A 19,644-nucleotide genomic window follows, 5' to 3' on the forward strand; every position below is an offset into this window, starting at 1 on the left:
AAGTGAATCCTCCCTTTCTATATGAATGAGCGAAACAAAGCCACCGGAAAACCGGTGGCTTTGTCGGAATATAGTTATGCTTTAACTTGAATCATATTTTGGATCTTTTTCAAAGCTCCTGGTTCCACTTCTTCAACCGCAGTACCTGCTTCTTCCAATGCTCTTAAGTAGCGGCATTGCATGAAGGACTCTTCAGCTTTCAACAATTTCTCGTGAACTTCCGGATGAGACGCACGGTAACGGTTACCGTATTGGATGATTCGTTCTACAAGCAATGCATTTTCAATCATGTCTTCGGCTTTCGCACAAACATCTGTGACTACTGTATCTGCTTTTTGAACATATGATTCAACCAATGCCATGTTAAGTGGCACTTCTTCCAAACTTTGTTTCACGATGAATAGTTGTTCATCGGCTTCTTCAAGCTGTACTTCCATATCATCAGGAATACCTGGGATATTGGCACGGTGTAAATTACGATCCGCAATTTGCAGTTGCTGCGAAAGCGTCACAATACGAGAGCGCACAAGATTTTCGTCGATTCGAAGATTTTTGATACGGTTACTGAACTTCGAATGTGCTTCAGAGATCGTATCCAATTCTTCCACTAGCTCTTGCAACTCAATTTGTTGAGCGGAGTAGGCTAAGTTTTTCGCGTCTTGACGTTCAATGAATATTTCAATTCGTTTCGCCAGTGCGTTCAACTTTTGCAATGCCATTTGTGGAATAATGACTTCATTTTCATCTAGACGGTAGCTTTGTTGAACGAATTTCACTTCTTCAATCGTATCCGGAATCGCATATTGAAGTTCTTCAAACAGATCCAACATTTGATCCAAATGCTCATCTACGTAATGACGGGAACTAACTTCCTCTTCCAATACGTCGTAGAACGATTCGATTTCGTCATGAATTTCATTCACTTCCGCTGCTACTTCTTCAATATCCAAACGCGCTAATAATTGTCGAAGATCCGCAATTTGTTGTTCGATTTTGTCGAAACGCGAAGGCATTTTCAAGTGTCCTAAGAAGTACTCCTGACCTTCCATTTCGATGATTCCTTTACGCAATTCTCGCAAAGCTGCAGGGATTTTCGTTTGCAACTCATTAAGTAACGCAGGGATCTCATCAAGTAAAAACGAAAAGCGTTCTTCTTTTGCTCCTAATACAATGACAATTTCACGCGCTTGTAAGTAGTTACCATTTTCGATAAGTGCGTCATATTCTTCAAATCTCGGATTGAAGGATTCCCACTCTTTTTCTAAGGGCTCTACTGCCGGTCCAAATGCGTACTGATGAGCTAAGATCTTTTTGCGCGCGGCACGGTGGTGTTCTTTTACCGTTTCAATTTCAAACCGATTTCGTTCTTCACTGCCAATCAGTTCGTTTAGTTCCTGCAAGATCGTTCGCATCTCTTTTTCACATTCGTTCAAGATTTCGCGGATTTGTTTTTCTGTTTCCGTTGCTTTCTTAAAACGGAAACGATCCACTTGCCCTTCAGCATCCAGTAAAAGCAAGTCTACATTATGAAGGCGATCATCTACTACTTCTGTCCAATTATTGCGCCATCTCTCGAACATTTCTTCTGTTTCGCCAGTCATATTCAACTGCTTCACTTTCGTCATTTCTTCGAATATTGGTTCGTTTTGAATTTGTAATTTTTCTTGTTCCATTTCACTGATTTCTTGTATATGCTTTCGCCTAGACAGAAATGCCATCACCGTTAAAACAATGATGATAACTAATGGAATGATGACGTATATCATCTCACTATGATCCCCCTATCCCACACTTCGCGCATAAAGTGACTACTTTAGATATTATAGTATATCGTAACATGAATAAAGCATTTTCGTCTTCTATTCACATCTTTTTTAAAAAACAACGAACTTTTTATCACATCTTCAGATATTTGCACACGGTTATTCATATTTTCGTATTGTATTTTTACAAATTTTGCGAGCGATTCATTTATACACTACTAGTATCTTACCACTAAACTCGATTCACTTCCTTTGCATTCATTATCTGGTAAACTATGTACGAGAAAGAGGTGGGACTAGTGGATAGCAAAGATCCGTATCAAGAAGATTTGGATGATGATGAGCTGCAAGATCTTGTACTCGAAGCACAACGTGAAGCATTAGAGAAAGCAGCTGCTGAAAAAAATGTCCGACGCACCTATCGCCCTTTCCCTAAGTGGATGTTTTGGATCATGGCAACTACTTTAGCACTCAGCACGTTCGCCATCGTCTTTCAGATATACTCCATTCCAGCATTAGAGTTTCTAAAAGCATCGTCAGAGTTATCTTCAGATCCACAAATAGCAGAGTATAAAGAAGCGGTAGTTGTGGTAGCTACAGAACATACGAAAGGTACAGGTTTTTCCATTACTGAACAAGGTACCATTATTACGAATTATCATGTAGTCGAAGGCAATGAATCCATGATCGTCTCTTTCCCTGAAGGCGAGCGATTCACTGCAGATGTCACGAAAGTGTTTCCAGACATCGACCTCGCACTACTTGAAGTGAACGGATCGAATCTCCCCTATCTAACGTTAGCGCAAGAAACGACTTTTTATGACCGTGAGCCCATTACATTTATCGGAAATCCTTTGAGCTTTTCAGGAATAGCCAATAAAGGTCACACGATCGACTACAAACAGCTGGCTGATTGGGACATTCCTGTCGTCATGATACAAGCACCTGTTTATAGAGGGAATAGTGGGAGTCCTGTCATCAATGAAAAAGGGAAAGTCATCGGCATCGTGTTTGCTACATTAGATGAAGAGACGCATGGTAAGGTCGGATTGTTTATACCGGTGGATGCGTATTACGAAGCAATAGCCAATGAAAAAAATACATGATAGATATACCGCTCAGGATGTGCATGTCAAAAGGGATGCGTTCTGCCCGTTATGTATACAAAAATCAAACCGGTCAAAGGAATGGAATCCTCTGACCGGTTTTTTACTGTCTTATTTTTTCGCGACTAGTAATAGTCGACCTTTATCTAGTTCGCTTTCGCCTTCTTCAGCTTCTGCTTTTGAAAGACCGATGGACTCCATCTTTGCGCGCAATGTATCGCCACGAGATGTGAACATATTCTTCATTGTATTGAGGAAGCCCATTTCTGCCATACCTACTTGCTCTGAATCTAATGCATCTGAAATCTTGTCCTCACGATCTTCACTATGTGCGAAAACATACATCTCATCATGCGTGTAACCTTGTGTTACCAATTCTTCAATTTTCTTTTTAGCTTCTACTGCATTCTCTAGGAAATACTTATCCATTTTCCATTACCTCCATATATACATGTTTTTTTGACCTACTCATCTATACCTACTCTTCGCATTTCTTAAACAAAAATGGTGATTTTCACATCCTTTGAACCACAATGATGTTTTAAACTGATAATAACTACATAATTTCTAGACAGAAAATCAAAACCATAATCAGAATATGCTATACTTTCTTTATATTGCAGTTAGAAAATAGGGGGCTATTGCATTGTCAACAGAACGTATTAAAGCAGGATTAGAGAAAATCAAGGAATATGTGAGTGAAGAAGAAGCCGAACGTATGATGACAGCCGATGCATTAAAAGAATTGGCACCTGATTTACGGAAGTACATAGTAGAGTTTGCGTATGGGGAGATTTATTCACGACCAGGACTCGACAGTAAACAAAGACAACTCGTGACGCTCGCTTCACTTGTCACACAAGGAGCGACTACACAAATTCAAACGCATGTAAAGCGCGCATTAACAGTCGGTTTAACGAAAACGGAAATTGTAGAGAGCATCATGCAACTCATTCCGTATGTTGGGTTTCCACGCGTCCAAACCGCATTGACTGCCGCTAAAGAAATACTTGAACAAGAAAATTGATAGTAAAATCCGGCCAAAAGATTCCTTTTGGCCGGATTTTTTCTTACCATCTAAAGATTGCAGCTGCCCCCGTTTCAACAGGCATCCGTTCTTTCGGAAGAACAACTACTTCTCCTCCCGTTTTAAAGACGGTTTCCGCTAAGTCATCCAGTACGTCGTCCACTGCAGACTCTTCCAGATTACTCGTCTGAATTTCCCCTGTATCTAGATTAACTTTACCCCGATACAGATAGCCATCTTCCAATACAAGTCGTCTAATACGATCTTCACTTGCTGCTTTAGCAATTTCTTCGATATTTCCAGAACCTTGATCGCTCGCTTTAGCATTTTCAAAATTCTCCACTAAGTCTTTTGTTTTCTGTAAGTACGTAGGCTCTACTAGTTCCCAAGCCATTTTACGTAATTGCTCCAGGCTAAGGGCTTCAAAGTCAGACTTAATTCCCTCGTCTTGCAAGTGTGGATTATGACTTAACTCTTTGAACTGCGTCTGATATTCCGAAAGTGTAACTAAGTATAAAGGAAGACCCATCGGTTTTGAGTAATGTTCCGCAACCGTTCGATCTACGTATCGGAAATATCGCTCAATATCGATGTCAATTTCATCTTTTTTGCCACCGTGACCATGCATCATCGCGGTTCCAGCGGCTCCACTTGCGTTACCCGCGCCCAAGTAGGGCTCCGTCACTTGTGCACCAATCGCCTCGTCTTTCGTTTTCGCCAATTCCTCAGGGATCTCTACTTCTTCTATACCATAGCGATTCCCTTCAAAAAGTTTAAACTCTTGTCTATTGACACCGAGTAGATGATAGCGGTCGGCAGATTGAAATACGCGAATAAGCGGTTTAATATGGAAACTATCTGACACAATCGCCAATTCAGGTACAGGACGTTGCAGACGATACGCTATGATGCGATCCTTTGTCGCAAACAATGCCAGTCCATCTCCTGCATGTGCCCAGAAAGGACGCTCGCCTTCTAGTTTCTCAAGTGGAGCTAGTAGACTCTTCACTTCATTCGCTGCATATTTTTTAGACAACTCTTCATGCACTTGTTGTAATAAATTTTTAAATCTGATCGGGTCTTGTTGATTTTCAGGTCGATACCGGTGGGTCGGTTGATAAATGGAGATACATGTCTCCGCTTGCTCCTTCAAAAACTCGTGAGGAAATTCGTTTACAATCTCTACGTTCATCCTAATCCCTCCAATAAAGTATTTCCTGTAGACAACAACAGGCTCTAATTTACTAATTCCCTATTCAATAGTTTGTAAACTTTGCGACTCCAATAGTATTTAGACTTCTTGACAAGCCACCAGAATTCATGTATAGTTACTGATTGGGATTGATAACAGATCTGACATAAAAAAATGGCGTTCTGCAGATGTTTATTCGGAACACTTATTCATCACTGGCGCGACTATAGGGTCGCAAGGACGCAAAAGTAGGTAGGGTTTGCGTTGCTTAAGGGAAACAACCAGTAGAACAACGACCGCGGCAAAAGAGGTCCAATCAGAATCTACATGCTATTCAAATCAACACATATAATCGTTGTCAAACGTAACATTTATAATCCTATATAAAAAGCGAGCTCCCCGATACGGGACGCTCGCTTTTTTCAATTTACATCGCATCAAATGCTTGTTCCAAATCTTCCATGACATCATCCATATGTTCTAGACCTACAGATAAGCGTAGCAATGTATCCGACACACCCATCTTCTCACGATCTTCTTTCGGCACAGCAGAATGTGTCATCGTCGCAGGATGCTGCATAAGTGTCTCCGCATCACCCAAACTCACCGCCAACTTGACGAGCGATAAATGATTCAATAATTTCTGCGCCTCTTCTTTTCCACCTTTGATCGTAAAGGAAATCAAGCCCCCACCCAATTTCATCTGCTTTTTCGCAATCTCATACTGCGGATGCTGATCATCAAACGGATAGAATACTTCCTCTACTTTCTGGTGCTTCTGTAAATAATCAAAAAGTATTTTGGCATTGGCTGAATGTCGTTCCATACGAACAGGTAACGTCTTAATACCGCGTAACAACAGCCAGGCGTCGAATGGCGAAATAATCCCACCGAAATCCTTCTGCACGGTTCCGCGAAGCTTCGCCATCTCGTCTGCATCTTTACCTACTAGCAATCCTGCGATCACGTCGCCGTGTCCATTAATATATTTCGTCGCACTATGAAGTACATAGTCGACGCCGAACGTCAATGGGGTTTGAATGTAAGGTGAACAGAATGTATTATCTACCACCACTTTTAAGTTATGGCGCTTCGCTACATTAACTACTGCCTCGAGATCCACTAACTCCATCGTCGGATTGATTGGCGACTCTACATATATACAAGTAGTCTCAGGCTTCACAGCTTTCTCTATCTCTTGTTCCGTTTTCATAGAAATTAAATCATGCGTGATATGATACTTTTCTTCTAATATTTTTAAGAGTCCGAACGTGCAACCGTAAATCCCACGCGAGCAAATCACATGATCATTTGCTTTCGTCAAATGAACAAGCACTGCACTAACGGCCGCCATACCGGAAGCAAATGCCAAACCTGCTGCGCCCTCTTCCATTTTCGCAATACGGTCTTCCAACACAGCGACTGTCGGATTTCCTAAACGAGAATAAATACCTCCCGCTTCTTCACCCGCAAACCGCCGCTCACCTTGCTCAGCCGAATCAGATACATAGGTTGAAGTTTGATAGAGCGGTACTGCCAGACTTCCTTGATGTTCCTTGTCGTCATAGCCTTCATGAATCATTGCCGTCTCTTTATGCCAATTGTTATTCTTCTTCATGCTGATTCCTCCTTGTAATAGCTTATTCACGTCTTATTGAAAGCGCTTTACTACAGTGTACATGGATTGTTTAAAAAACGAAAGAGCCTAAGCTTCTGTCTATTTGCAAACGATAGCGAATTACTCAACTTGAAGTTCTAAAAATGAAATGCTTGACCAATAGTCAATACATTGGTATGCTATTCTTTGTGTAAAATAGTTGCAGCAGTTATGTGTTCTATTTTGTCCAGTCTATTCCTTTTTAAAGGTGCACCACGTAACCTCGAGGCTGCAGGGGCGAAGTTGCAAGATTATAGAATGGCAGATGGATTGAACATATCTGGTCTTATTTTACAACAAAATAAAACCAACAGAGGAGGAGTCTCTCATGGCTCGATATACAGGTCCATCTTGGAAAGTGTCACGCCGTTTAGGTATCTCACTAACAGGCACTGGTAAAGAAATTGAAAAGCGTCCATACGCACCAGGACAACACGGTCCAAACCAACGTAAAAAACTTTCCGAATACGGAATGCAATTACAAGAAAAACAAAAACTACGCTTTATGTACGGAGTAAACGAACGTCAATTCCGCACACTTTTCAACAAAGCTGGTAAAATGCAAGGTATCCACGGTGAAAACTTCATGATCCTTCTTGAAGCTCGCCTAGATAGCGTTGTATACCGTATGGGTCTTGCACGCACTCGTCGTGCAGCTCGTCAGCTAGTCAACCACGGCCACATCTTGGTAGACGGCAAGCGCGTAGACATCCCTTCATTCGCTGTAAAGCCAGGTTCTGAAATCTCTCTTCGTGAGAGATCACAAAACTTGACTGCTATCGAAGAAGCACTAGAAGTGAACAACTTCGTTCCAGACTTCGTAACTTTCGACAAAGATACGAAAAAAGGTACATTCGTACGCCTTCCAGAGCGTGGCGAATTAGCTGCTGAAATCAACGAAGCATTGATCGTTGAATTCTACTCTCGTTAATAAGTTTGCTTTGCAAACAGTGGTATTAAAAGCCTTAGAAACCTTGTTAATTCAGGGTTTCGGGCTTTTTTTGTTTAACTCAATTATGCATTTATCCCCACTAAAAAGCATGCATTTGGGGCTGAATTGGGGCTAGTTTGGGGCTGAAAATTTTTAGGCGGGCTATGGACAGAAGCGGGTAAGTATAATAAAAGATCACCGCACGAAGCAGTGAATTAGATTCAATCCTTTCAGATCATATGAACTTATCTTTTACTGTTCAAAGAACGATCTGTATGAGCTCTCATCATTGTAAATAGCTAATTTCTACATTACACTTCTACCAATTTAATGTTATCTAGCTCAAAAATATTAGTTATCCAATTTTCTATGATCACTAAACCATTCCTTATAGTATTTCTTCTAGGCACTTGCAATTCATGGGCCAACACATTCCCAGGGTGTCTAATTTGGTGTAAAGTACCTGCTTGCTTCCACACTATGACACCATAGGTTTGTAGTCCATTAATTTTCCCTTCATACGAAAGATTGTTCTCATTCCGTAACTTCAAGGATTTACTTATAAGGAAATATTAATGCATGATTAAAACTAATTAATGATAGACATTTTAGTACTCTTAACAAATTATATTTTAATTAACTAAATGGTCTTAAATTAGGAAGTCCTTATTCTCTTTTACTAACCTCGTAATCTCGTACAGAGAAATATTATTGTTCTTGTAACTATCAACAAGTTCTTCTTTAAATGCTTCTAATTCTAAATCAGTAGAAATCAAATCTTTCAGGCGATCATATTCTTCTTGATTGGGATATCTACTTGTAATCTCCGTACTTATAGAAGGACCGGATTCACTTTGAAATTCTACTGGAATTTCAATAATTTCTAACAGCTTTTTGATAAATGTTTCTACTTCCTTAAGAATAAGAACCAATGCATTCAAACTTAAATCTTCGTATAATTCAATTGTCCGCTTTACTTCAGTGATTAAATGATCTAACCTCTCTTTGTTAAAAGCGATTTCTTTTTGAAAGTTATACGGCTCCTCTATTTCTCTATTCCAATAGTAATCGTAGGAATTAAATAATTTCACTTGTGCAAGACCTTTAATATACTTTTGAATAAAATAAAAGAAATCCTTTGATGTATTAAAATTAGTTATTGGATGCAACTGGTTGAAGTATTTGATAACCTGTATATACTGTTTATCAGAGTTAAGCGGCAAGTAATTTAGGCACTTAATAAGCGATATATCTATCTCAATTGTATTTCTATACTTAAAATAGAACTCATTAAGTTTAATTCGATATTCCTCGCTTACTTGAACAACTTTAAAAGCCTCAAAAATATTTTCAAAACTATTCATACCCATTTTAAATATAGTACTATTATCTGAAATCATTTGGTTAGTATGAAAGAAATTAATTTTGTAATTCCTGAATGCTATCTTTTGTTCTTCACTCTCATGTATATCCAAAACCTCTTCACACATTTTTTTTACTGCGTTTTCATAATCTGTAAACACTGATTTTCCTTCATATAATAACTTCCAAATTATTCTATCCATTTTATCATTTTTATATTTTGATGTTCGCTTTAACTCTTCGTATCTTTTAACATCTTTTATGCTTCTATTAGAAATGAGTTCGAAATTGAACAACTTTAAAATACCGTATACTTCTCTATTTTCCTCAATCTGAAAGATTTTATCTAATAGCGATAATGTTTCATCATTAATATCTAAAGACATTAATTCCAAAATTGTATAGTACTTTCCTTCAAATCTAAACCCCATAGCCTCAAAAAAGTTTTGCTTAATATTTAGTTTTTCGTATTGATCAGGAATAAAGTGTTTTAATATATGAAAGCTTATAATTAATTCTTTGTGTTTTTCTATTAGATCTCTCTTCTTCGCTAAGACAAAGTATAATTCCGCTAACATATTCTGAACTTTTCTTATAGGGATATACTCAATCTCTGCAATATATTCTCCACTATAACCGAAATGTTCTGTAAGCAAATTAAATCTGAACTCCTGTAATTGAAGATATTTGAAATCCTCTATTGATAATATTTCTTTATATTTATCTTTCAACTCAAAATCAATTATCTCTATGAAGTGCAATTCTGTTAAGCTCATTTTAAATGGAATATATTTTTCTAAATAATCATATTTGAATCCCTGACCAACTAATAATTTTTCATCGTATTGGTATATAACTCTAATATTTGTACTTGCAATTTTTTCTGATATAGCAAATATCTCTTTAACAACTTCTTTATTTTCAATTCTATCCATGTCCTCATAGATTATTAAAACTTTTTTATCTAATTTCTTAGTTTCTTTCATAAATGCTTTTAAAGTTTCTGCTTGGGAATCACTATTTTTAAAAACAAGATTTAATATACTTTGTATTTCCGTTAGAAAAGAAGCTGATGAAACATCTTTTTTTAATTTATTCGCGTATTCAGGAATAATCCTTCTATTATATAATAACTCTTCAAAAGACTTGATTAACGTCAGCTGCATTTCATTCAAATTAGAAACCAACAAATCGACTTCGATAAACTCATAACTGTTTGACAAACGTTTTTTTAATTCACTTAATAGAAAAGTTTTTCCTGTACCCCACCTACCATTCAATCCAACGATTTGAAAAGTATCTATATAATATTCAAGCTGTTTTAGATCCTGTTCTCGTTTCATAATAATTTTACCGCCATCGTCTTCAGTAGGTTTAATTTCTAAGTAATCTAATAAAAAGTAAAATATTGTAATTATATGAAAGCATGCAATTATTAAAAAGTAAAATGCCTCTAAGCCGCTTTCAAAGACTATATTGTTTAATCTTTTTTCATTAATACAAAATATTATAAAGAATGTAATATTGACAACAAAAATCTTTTTTAAATACATTTTATTTTTAGCAATTGACAGATTTACTTTTATTAATATTAGTTGTGTACAAAAAATGGCAAAGTATATTATCCATTTAATCTCAATTGTGGACACGATTACAAATACTATTACAATTGATGCCATTAATAAATTAATTAATCCTCTATACACATGAATTCTCCTTATAAACTTCCAAAACAGCATAAGCAGCATCTGATCATTAAATCTAAATGATCTATCAATCAGTTATACGACACCATTTTATAAAGTATTAATTTGAAATTTTTCGTCTCTATGCTAAGTTAATTATATTAAATAACCCAAATTTCTAGTCACTTTACTATTATACCAGAGAAACCCAGTACAACATTTAAAAAAAGAAAGCTACTAAAATTATTTTATTTATATACTACATTTATATACATAAACAAAGCACCGCTAGAAGCGATGCTCAGTAAACTAATATCCTATGATTGCTTACTCTAAGACTAAACCTTCCACTTTTCCATCATCTACGGTTGATATCCCATGCTTTGTATTATAAAATCCAATGTTGACATATTTGGCAGTTGGTCAATGAAAGGAAAGATATCACTTCTATCCTTAAACATGAACGTAGCAATACCGTGGGTAACTTCTTCATCTATGCACATATATAAATATATAATTCAAAGTTGAGACAACAAGGCTTAGACCATTATTGCGAGGAAAAGGCGTACATGAATTGTTAAAGTTGTACAATTCTACTCTTTCTAGTATGGATTATGAGATATTAATTTTAACTTATACTAAGGTGATAGAATACGTATCTCAAACGGTTATACGGCAAGATCTTATTAATTCTGCCACCAAAAAATTTTTTAGTACAGGGGCAGTAAACCCCGACGCAAACTACATACTCGAACTAAGTAAAATATTCGAAAGTAATAGAAATAATCAAAAATACTATTTTTCCATAAAATTGACTATTGAAACTTGTTGTGATCTAAATGAAATTGTTACAATAGCTCCTCCATTTTTAAGGTTTACAAAGAGGTTGTGCATAGATATTAAAAATGACAATAGAATAAAAGCTGTTGAAGAGGTTGCTAATGCTATCAGTAATACCAGAAACATGTTTGCACATGCAAAAACCAATTACGAGAAAAAAGCATGGAATGTCCCCTGGAACAACTAAAAGATTTTTCTGAATCCTTGGATATTCTAGCGCAGCAAGTTATAAGATGGTTTGCTAAAGAACATGATGATAGCAGAGTAATTTTACTTTTTATACTGACAAGGGTGACTGTTGATCTAGCTTCATTAATTCAAGAAGACGCTAGTTGAATCACAATAGGTAAGAACGGGACTTATTTCCGAGTCCTTTATTTCTTTAACCCATTATTCTCGCATCGTTTTTTATAAGAAAATTACCTTTTTCAATAAATATTTCGTTTGTAGAAATATTTTTCTGGTGCCTTTTAAAAATTTAGTTGCGCACCGGTCTATCCGTTCTGTATATGTAAGGGTGTATCTGATGCGGGAGTAGTACAATGAACAACACGATCTAACTTATCGGGATACTACTTCCCGCTCAGATATCCCACCTCTTACTATTCACATGAAACACTGCTACAAGCTATTTAAAGGGCATTACTAATTCATTAATAATTAATAAAGTTCCAAACGCTCTCTACATTGTGTATCAGTTAAACCTCTTTCAGTTAATTCATTCAGCGCTTCCTTCTCTCGCAAGTATTCTGTATAAGGGTTATATGTTAGCCAATCTTCTGGTAATGATTTTCTAAATAAAGAAGGATAGGTAACTCTAAACTCTCGTTTATCTAACTCTCTGTTCATTATCACACCTCCTGTAATCAATTTAGTCTTTTTTCTAACATCTATTCAATGTTAGCTCCCTTTTCTTTTAATTGATGCATCTGATCTTCCGTATAACTACGCAATTCCTCTAACTCTTTTTCAATTTGAGTCACATAAGGATCGACACTATTGTATTGAAATATTTTAGATTCAGGATACATCCCATATGTTTCAGCAGCGGGAATTTTGTATGCGAAGAGCTTGTATGGAAGCAAGGAATACCTCTAGAACCTTTGATGGCACTTTTTCTCAAGAAAACACATTTTACTTAGTAGGCGATTTTTTGGCGTAGTACAATGCAATTATATCTTAATGAACTTTTCAGTAATGTCCCCTTTTGTCTAAAGCGTGATCCATTTATTTGGAGTACCTGCTCCGCTAACTCAACCGAAAAATCCCCAATGTCTGATAAATCTTGCTCGCTTTGTAAAATAACTCGCTGTAATTACTCTTAAATACCCAAAAATCTCCAACCGATTCAGTTACTTCCTATACCTTACCGTCCGTTATAAACTGAAGTTGCGGGTCATACTACTTCACTGAAAAAATTCATCACTTTTAACAAATAAGCAGCCTTTCCATTTTCCTACTGATGATCGACACTTGCATGACCATTCAACATATATCTCACTTCTACTACTTCTCTAACAGTTTCCCACTCCTTTTGAACATAGATGTAGATTTTGTTTTCAAGTTACAACCTATTACCAGGCTACTTTACACTCTATATAGAGCTGAGAAGCAAAAAGGATACAAAGTGTGCAAAATTTTTTATTAGCAAAATTAGCAACAAAATATTCAACGTCGAGATGCTTCTCGACAATATCTTTATTCTTTTCTTTAATTCTTTAAGTTCTTAAGTTCTTTGGTTATTGGCCTTCCCAATATGAGACACTGTGTCGTTTCAAGTTGATACGCTCTGACGTTTCTATATGATACGTCCTTGGTACCATATAGAAACGTCTCATACACGGTATGTGTAGGTAGCGTTTCATTGTAAAATATGAATAATTAAAAAGAACGTCCCTGAAAAAAGGACGCTCTTTTTTGAAATCATTTTATAGTTCCGTTCGTTATGCACAATCTTCCGCAACTGAAACATATAGTACGTTTCTATAAAAGAAACTATATAATGTCCCTTTACTATCTGTAAACACAATATCATTGCTTCGAGAATTAGTCGCTATCCCTAATGCATCTTCTGGATCTGCCGCTTCAATGATTCTTAAGATACTTTCAGCGCCCGTAAAATGGTAATGTACTTTGTACTTTTTCAAACTTCTCACTTCCCTCTATCCTACAGTATACGACATAAAGAATGAAAATCCTTTTATATTAAGTATTTTTTAACGTTCAGGCTAGTCATCACATACACGACTACTTTAGAAATATCCACATTACGAATATATGTTCTATACAAATTATTTAAAACATGATATGATAGACATCAAATGTACAGTAAGTTAATTTCAGTTAGACACCTATTGAAACACACATACAAAAAATAGTAGGAGGTATTAAATGACTGATCGAGAACTTCTTGAACTAATGGTTGATAAAATGACAAACATGGAACAGGATTTCACTGTCTTTAAAAAAGATATTAAAGTTGACTTTTCTTCTCTAAAGTCCCATGTTGCTTCACTCAAGACGGATGTTGCCTCACTAAAAACTGATGTCTCTTCACTTAAGACGGATGTTGCTTCTATTAAAGAAGAACAAAGATTTATGAAACAGGCTATATTTGAACTTGATGCACGCTCCATTTCTACAGATGAGAAAATTGATGCTTTAACCGAACAGGTCTTACAGAATACAGAAAAATTAGATAAAATGCACATGACTCAACGCCTTGTAAATGATCACGATACAGACATTCGCATCATCAAAAAGATGTTGATTCAATAATTACACAATCAGGTAGAGTGCCTATGGATTAATCAGTTCTAGCTGTTTTAACGCATAGGTACTTTTACTATAATTCGTTAGTTCATTCATATCCCTTCCCCTCTATCAAGAGAATTACTATTTCCAATGCAAAAAAGACACCCCCGAAGAGATGCCTTTTCACCGACTATTAATTCCGTAACTTATCGTATATTCGATCCATGATACTAACTAATAAACCTTCATGCTTGTCTAAAGCGGCCGATGCAGCTTCCACGATATTTTCAGATCGCATAGCGGTCGCCTGCTTATTCGCTACGTTCCACCGTGTAAAAGCTTCGATCAATTCTTGATGTTCACCTGCGAAAATTTCAGGTGGTGCTTCTTCTTTAATCGTTGTCGCTACACTAGTAAATCGCTTAGTGGCCCGTTTTACACCTTCAGGGCTTCTCTTCAACTGCATGGATCATTTCATTAATCGCGTCGCCTATTCAACCTAACGCCATCGCGTACATCATATACTCTTTTTTTCAATTTATGATCTCCCAGTTAAACAAACTTCACCATACTATATTTCTTTTTCCCACGTCTTACAATGGTGAATGCGTCTTCCAAGCGTTGCGCTGCCCCTACTGTGAACGCTGTATCTGTAATACGTTCTCCATTGAACGAAATGGCACCGTTTGTTACGTCTTCACGCGCTTGGCGTTTTGATGGAGATACGCCCGCTTGCACAATGAAATCTACAATGTTTTGATCCGCTTTTTCCATTTCTACAGTCGGTACGTCTTTAAACGCATCTTTCATTTCACTAGCAGTCAATGCTTTTAAATCACCGCTAAATAGTGCTGCCGAAATACGTAGTGCTTGATCAAGTGCGTCCTGTCCATGAACTAGGCGCGTCATTTCTTCCGCCAATGTCTTCTGCGCTTTACGTAAATGTGGCTCTTCTTGTACGGAGACTTCCAGCGCTTCAATTTCTTCACGGCTTAAGAACGTGAAGATTTTCAAGTACTTTACAACATCTGCGTCTGCAGCGTTGATCCAGAACTGGTAGAACTCGTATGGAGAAGTTTTCTTTGCATCGAGCCATACTGCACCGCCAGCAGATTTACCGAATTTCGTGCCATCTGCTTTTGTTACTAACGGAATCGTAAATCCATATGCTTTTACCTCTTCATCATGCATTTTACGGATGACTTCCAGACCTGTCGTAATATTCCCCCACTGATCGGATCCGCCGATTTGCACACGGCAATTATGGTGATCATATAAGTGGTTGAAGTCCGCACCTTGCATCAACATGTACGAGAATTCCGTGAAGGAAATCCCTTGATCTAAACGAGACGCAACATTATCTTTTGCTAGCATGTAATTGACGCTTAGCAATTTACCGTAGTCACGCAAAAATTCGATCAATGACATGGAACCGATCCAGTCATTATTGTTTACCAGTTTCGCGCCATTTTCTGTTTGGAAATCAAAAATCATTTCCAGTTGTTTTTTAATTCCACGAACATTGTCTTCTACTTGATCGGTCGTTTGCAATTGACGTTCTTCAGAGCGTCCAGATGGATCCCCAATCATCCCTGTAGCGCCACCGATTAATAGAATCGGCTTGTGTCCGTGTAACTGGAAGCGACGCAGTGTTAATAACGGTACGATATGACCGATGTGCATACTATCTGCTGTTGGGTCTACCCCACAGTATAGAGAAATTTTCTCGTCTGTTAGTAGTTTCTCCAAACCTTCTTCATTCGTCTGCTGGTATAGCAAACCTCTCCAACGTAAATCATCCATTAATTCATTCGACATGTGCTATTTCCTCCTATTTTCAACATAAAAAGTCCCCACACGATCACAAAATGATCATGCAGGGACGTTAGTTGAGTAATTCATAACGCGGTACCACCCGGCTTGAGAGCTAAACTCTCCGGCTTTAAGGCGCCAATAACGTTGCGCAAGACGTACACTCCAAAACTGTAATTCATGTATAGTGCACCGAACAGCTTCCACCACCCGCTGTCTCTCTAGAACGGAACTCACTATCATTACTTCGGTTTTTTCGTCATGTAATTTCGTATGAGTTCAATTTTACCCAACTTCCAATGAAAGTCAACATTTATTGCATATTTCCTTTTGAATCTATGATATAATGAGAAGGATTTTTGGGGGGAGAGAAACTTTGAACAACGAAAAGAATAATAGAATGAAGCAGCTTGAAGATAAGTTTGAACAAGCGAAAAAAGAGCCTTGGGCCAAAAAACTTCGCATTGGAACCGGCGTACTTTGGAACTTGTTTATTTTACTCCTAATCTTCGCTGTCATCGGGGGCGTATTTGCGAGTTCAGTTGGTGCAGGATATTTCGCTTCTCTCGTTGCGAAAGAACCGTTACGTTCTAAAGAAGAGCTTCGAGATCAGGTGTTTACGTATGAGGAAACATCTGAAATGTACTTTGCAGACGGTGTGTATCTAGGCAAGATCAACTCGGATATCGAGCGCCGACAAATTACGCTGGATAAAGTCAATCAGTATGCAATAGATGCTGTGCTCGCTACTGAGGATGAATACTTCGCGGAACACAAAGGTGTCGTGCCAAAAGCGATATTCCGTGGTGTATTCCAAGATGTCACGAACTCGGACAGTCAGACGGGCGGATCGACACTTACTCAACAGTTGGTGAAAAACCAGATTTTGACGAATGAAGTCTCGTATGAACGTAAAGCTAAAGAAATTTTGTTGGCCATGCGCTTGGAACATTTCATGACAAAGGACGAAATTCTAGAAGCGTACTTGAACATCATTCCTTATGGTCGTGATGTGATGGGACAAAATATCGCAGGCATCGAAACAGCTGCACGTGGAATCTTTGGCATTAAAGCCGCTGATTTAAGTTTACCGCAAGCTGCCTATATTGCGGGTATTCCACAAGCTCCTTATACGTACACGCCATTCTACAGTAAAAATCAAGGAATTAAAGAACGAGAAAAACTTATGTACGGTGTCAACCGAATGAAAACAGTATTGTTCAGAATGCGTGATGCAGGGTATATTACGGATGCGGAATGGAAGGAAGCGAAAGCTTACGATGTAACGAAAGACTTTAGACAACCTTCACGCCGTGCAACGGAACGTTATCCGTATGTCACGCAGGAAATTCAAAATCGCACAATCGAAATTTTAGCTGAAGTTTTAGCTGAAAAAGATGGCATCGATGCAGACCGTTTTGAAGGAGATTCCAAGATCAAAGAGAAATACGAAATCATGGCAGACCGTTCCATGCGTACAGATGGGTATCGGATCTACTCTACGATTAACAAGGAATTGTATGACAAACTTAATGAGGTCGCTAATAACTTCCAATACTACGGATATACGTATACTTCACAATCAGTGGATGAAGAGTCCGGTAAAACGATTACTACTGAAAATCCCGTACAAGTCGGCGCGATGATGTTAGAGAATCACACTGGCAAAATATTATCGTTTGTCGGTGGTCGTGATTACGAGCTAGAGGCAATGAATCACTCTACACAAGCTTACAGAGAAAACGGTTCATCCATGAAACCACTGCTAGTCTACGCTCCAGCTATCGAGTATGGTGTCATTGGCGCAGGTAGTCCACTAGTGGATGTGAAGTTTAGAAGAGGAAGCTACGCACCTGCCAACTACTTCGATCGCGAGCTTGGCGTATTACCAGCGCGTGAATCTTTGGCACGTTCACAAAACTTATCTACTATACGCCTTTATGATCAAATAATAGATAGAAATCCAATTGATTTCCTTAAGAAAATGAAGTTCTCGAATGCTACTGATAGAGAAGGCTCTGGTCTAGCTGCTTCATTAGGAACAATGGATGTATCTGTAGAAGAAAATACAAATGCATACGCTACATTTGCCAATGGCGGACAATTTATTCAATCATATATGATCGAACGGATTGAAGACATGGATGGCAATATAATATTTGAACACAAAGCGGAGCCAACGGAAGTATTCAGTCCAGAAACTTCATATATCATCACCGATATGATGCGTGATGTACTAAAAGGGAATGGTACAGCCGCAAGATTACCTGGTTTGATGAACTTCCGACCAGATTTGGCTGCGAAGACAGGGACATCCCAGCAATATGGAGATGCTTGGCTAGTCGGCTATAATCCAAACGTATCGCTTGGTGTATGGATGGGGTATAAAGAGCGTACCACTCCGTTATATCACGGCTACAACAGTGGTCAAATGCATCCATCAGAGCGGACAGCAAGATTGTATGCCCAATTGATGAATACAGCCAATACAGTAATACCTGACACGATCAAAGCAAGAGATACATTTAAGCGCCCTAACGGCGTTGTCACACGTTCGTTCTGTGGTATATCAGGACTTGCTCCTTCTAAAGCTTGTGCAGCAGCTGGACTTGTCCGATCGGATTTATTTAATTCGAAAAAGATGGTGCCGACAAAAGTGGATGACAGTATTGTTTCCTCTTCGGCCGTTCGAGTGAATGGTAGACTTTACCGGGCGCTAGCTTCTACTCCACGTGAATTTGTTACATCAGGAGGAATTGGCGTAACGACTGAATATGGCAAGCGCATGCTTGGACGATTGGGCGGAGATGCGTCCAAACTACTTGCAGGTCGTGGCGCTTATTCAAACAGTGTCGCAGGATCAACGTTCCCTGCAAACAATGTGCCACCTGCAGCCGTATCGGCAGGACAAAATGGTTCCGTCCTTACATGGACCGGCTCCTCTTCAAATGATGTAATCGGTTATTACATTTATCAAAACGGCGTCAGAATCGGTACAGTTCGTGACGGGGCTTCTAGATCGTACAAAATCGGATATGGTTCATATTACGTGCGCGCAGTAGATATTACCGGCCTGCTATCAGGACCTTCAAACACGGTAACCAATGCTGCACCTGCACCAAAGCCAGAACCGAAACCAAATACGAATTCTGGAACGAAACCGGGAACGACAACTCCAGAAGCGAAGCCGGATGCAAAACCGCAGACAAATACTGAATCAAAACCGGAAACTACACCGGAAGCTACACCAGAACCAAAACCAGAAACGAAGCCAGACGCTACACCGGAACCAAAGCCGGATGCAGCGCCTGCAGCAAAAGAATAACTAACGAGCCGGATGACATGTCTATACTGTCATCCGGTTTTGTTTTGTCTATACAAGAATTTGCTGAAGTGAATGGAAGACTGTCATCTCTAATTCATTGCATTTTTTCTTCTCTTCACTTATTATTTATGACTCTAATTATAATTACCGACAATTCTGTGATTTAATGATAATAATATACTTTTCCACT

General features: G+C 38.3%; 15 protein-coding genes. 5 read left to right on the plus strand and 10 right to left on the minus strand.

Annotated elements, in window-relative coordinates; all coding sequences use genetic code 11:
• Positions 1 to 74 precede the first annotated feature (74 nt).
• A complete protein-coding gene (gene ezrA / locus SporoP17a_RS03160; protein WP_083032319.1) occupies positions 75 to 1,766 on the minus strand; it encodes a septation ring formation regulator EzrA in 1,692 nt (563 codons plus the stop codon).
• Between the two features lie 296 nt (positions 1,767 to 2,062).
• Here ezrA and SporoP17a_RS03165 point away from each other — a divergent pair, with 296 nt between their 5' ends.
• Positions 2,063 to 2,869 (plus strand): S1C family serine protease, encoded by an 807-nt coding sequence (locus SporoP17a_RS03165; protein ID WP_083032322.1) that lies wholly within the window; start codon positions 2,063 to 2,065, stop codon positions 2,867 to 2,869.
• A 111-nt stretch (positions 2,870 to 2,980) separates the two neighbouring features.
• On the opposite strand, the gene SporoP17a_RS03170 is transcribed toward SporoP17a_RS03165, so the two are convergent.
• Entirely contained in the window at positions 2,981 to 3,298 is a 318-nt protein-coding gene (locus SporoP17a_RS03170) for a YflT domain-containing protein (protein WP_083032325.1), read from the minus strand.
• A 217-nt stretch (positions 3,299 to 3,515) separates the two neighbouring features.
• Here SporoP17a_RS03170 and SporoP17a_RS03175 point away from each other — a divergent pair, with 217 nt between their 5' ends.
• On the plus strand, positions 3,516 to 3,896 hold the full coding sequence (locus SporoP17a_RS03175) for a carboxymuconolactone decarboxylase family protein (protein WP_208859808.1): 381 nt from the start codon (positions 3,516 to 3,518) through the stop codon (positions 3,894 to 3,896).
• A gap of 43 nt (positions 3,897 to 3,939) precedes the next feature.
• Here SporoP17a_RS03175 and SporoP17a_RS03180 read toward each other — a convergent pair whose 3' ends face one another.
• Positions 3,940 to 5,088, minus strand: a complete 1,149-nt coding sequence (locus SporoP17a_RS03180; RefSeq protein ID WP_083032328.1) for a baeRF3 domain-containing protein — start codon at positions 5,086 to 5,088, stop codon at positions 3,940 to 3,942.
• A 427-nt stretch (positions 5,089 to 5,515) separates the two neighbouring features.
• On the minus strand, positions 5,516 to 6,706 hold the full coding sequence (gene megL / locus SporoP17a_RS03185) for a methionine gamma-lyase (protein WP_083032331.1): 1,191 nt from the start codon (positions 6,704 to 6,706) through the stop codon (positions 5,516 to 5,518).
• A 367-nt stretch (positions 6,707 to 7,073) separates the two neighbouring features.
• Between megL and rpsD the strand changes: the two genes are divergently transcribed.
• Complete coding sequence (gene rpsD / locus SporoP17a_RS03190) at positions 7,074 to 7,676, plus strand: 30S ribosomal protein S4 (RefSeq protein ID WP_083032333.1); 603 nt, start codon at positions 7,074 to 7,076, stop codon at positions 7,674 to 7,676.
• 311 nt (positions 7,677 to 7,987) lie between these two features.
• On the opposite strand, the gene SporoP17a_RS17300 is transcribed toward rpsD, so the two are convergent.
• The 4 genes from SporoP17a_RS17300 to SporoP17a_RS03215 all read right to left on the minus strand — a co-directional run bounded on the left by SporoP17a_RS17300 (position 7,988) and on the right by SporoP17a_RS03215 (position 13,710).
• Complete coding sequence (locus tag SporoP17a_RS17300; RefSeq protein WP_420542192.1) at positions 7,988 to 8,227, minus strand: DUF4145 domain-containing protein; 240 nt, start codon at positions 8,225 to 8,227, stop codon at positions 7,988 to 7,990.
• Between the two features lie 99 nt (positions 8,228 to 8,326).
• Positions 8,327 to 10,744, minus strand: a complete 2,418-nt coding sequence (locus tag SporoP17a_RS03195) for a P-loop NTPase fold protein (RefSeq protein WP_083032336.1) — start codon at positions 10,742 to 10,744, stop codon at positions 8,327 to 8,329.
• 1,479 nt (positions 10,745 to 12,223) lie between these two features.
• Positions 12,224 to 12,412: a hypothetical protein gene (locus SporoP17a_RS03205; protein ID WP_083032342.1), complete on the minus strand. Its 189-nt coding sequence runs from the start codon at positions 12,410 to 12,412 to the stop codon at positions 12,224 to 12,226.
• A gap of 1,094 nt (positions 12,413 to 13,506) precedes the next feature.
• Positions 13,507 to 13,710 (minus strand): hypothetical protein, encoded by a 204-nt coding sequence (locus SporoP17a_RS03215; RefSeq protein WP_083032348.1) that lies wholly within the window; start codon positions 13,708 to 13,710, stop codon positions 13,507 to 13,509.
• 244 nt (positions 13,711 to 13,954) lie between these two features.
• Between SporoP17a_RS03215 and SporoP17a_RS03220 the strand changes: the two genes are divergently transcribed.
• Positions 13,955 to 14,341: a hypothetical protein gene (locus SporoP17a_RS03220; protein ID WP_083032350.1), complete on the plus strand. Its 387-nt coding sequence runs from the start codon at positions 13,955 to 13,957 to the stop codon at positions 14,339 to 14,341.
• Positions 14,342 to 14,510: 169 nt separating this feature from the next.
• Here the strand turns inward: SporoP17a_RS03220 and SporoP17a_RS03225 are convergent, their stop codons facing one another.
• Together SporoP17a_RS03225 and tyrS are read right to left on the minus strand one after the other, a co-directional pair.
• Positions 14,511 to 14,783, minus strand: a complete 273-nt coding sequence (locus tag SporoP17a_RS03225; protein WP_083032352.1) for a hypothetical protein — start codon at positions 14,781 to 14,783, stop codon at positions 14,511 to 14,513.
• 86 nt (positions 14,784 to 14,869) lie between these two features.
• Positions 14,870 to 16,135: a tyrosine--tRNA ligase gene (gene tyrS / locus SporoP17a_RS03230; protein WP_083032355.1), complete on the minus strand. Its 1,266-nt coding sequence runs from the start codon at positions 16,133 to 16,135 to the stop codon at positions 14,870 to 14,872.
• A gap of 370 nt (positions 16,136 to 16,505) precedes the next feature.
• On the opposite strand from tyrS, the gene SporoP17a_RS03235 reads away from it, so the two are divergent.
• Positions 16,506 to 19,454, plus strand: coding sequence for a transglycosylase domain-containing protein (locus SporoP17a_RS03235; protein WP_083032358.1), 2,949 nt, complete (start codon positions 16,506 to 16,508; stop codon positions 19,452 to 19,454).
• Positions 19,455 to 19,644: the final 190 nt, after the last annotated feature.

It is taken from the genome of Sporosarcina ureae (genome assembly GCF_002082015.1).
In the GTDB taxonomy this organism is placed as follows: domain Bacteria; phylum Bacillota; class Bacilli; order Bacillales_A; family Planococcaceae; genus Sporosarcina; species Sporosarcina ureae_A.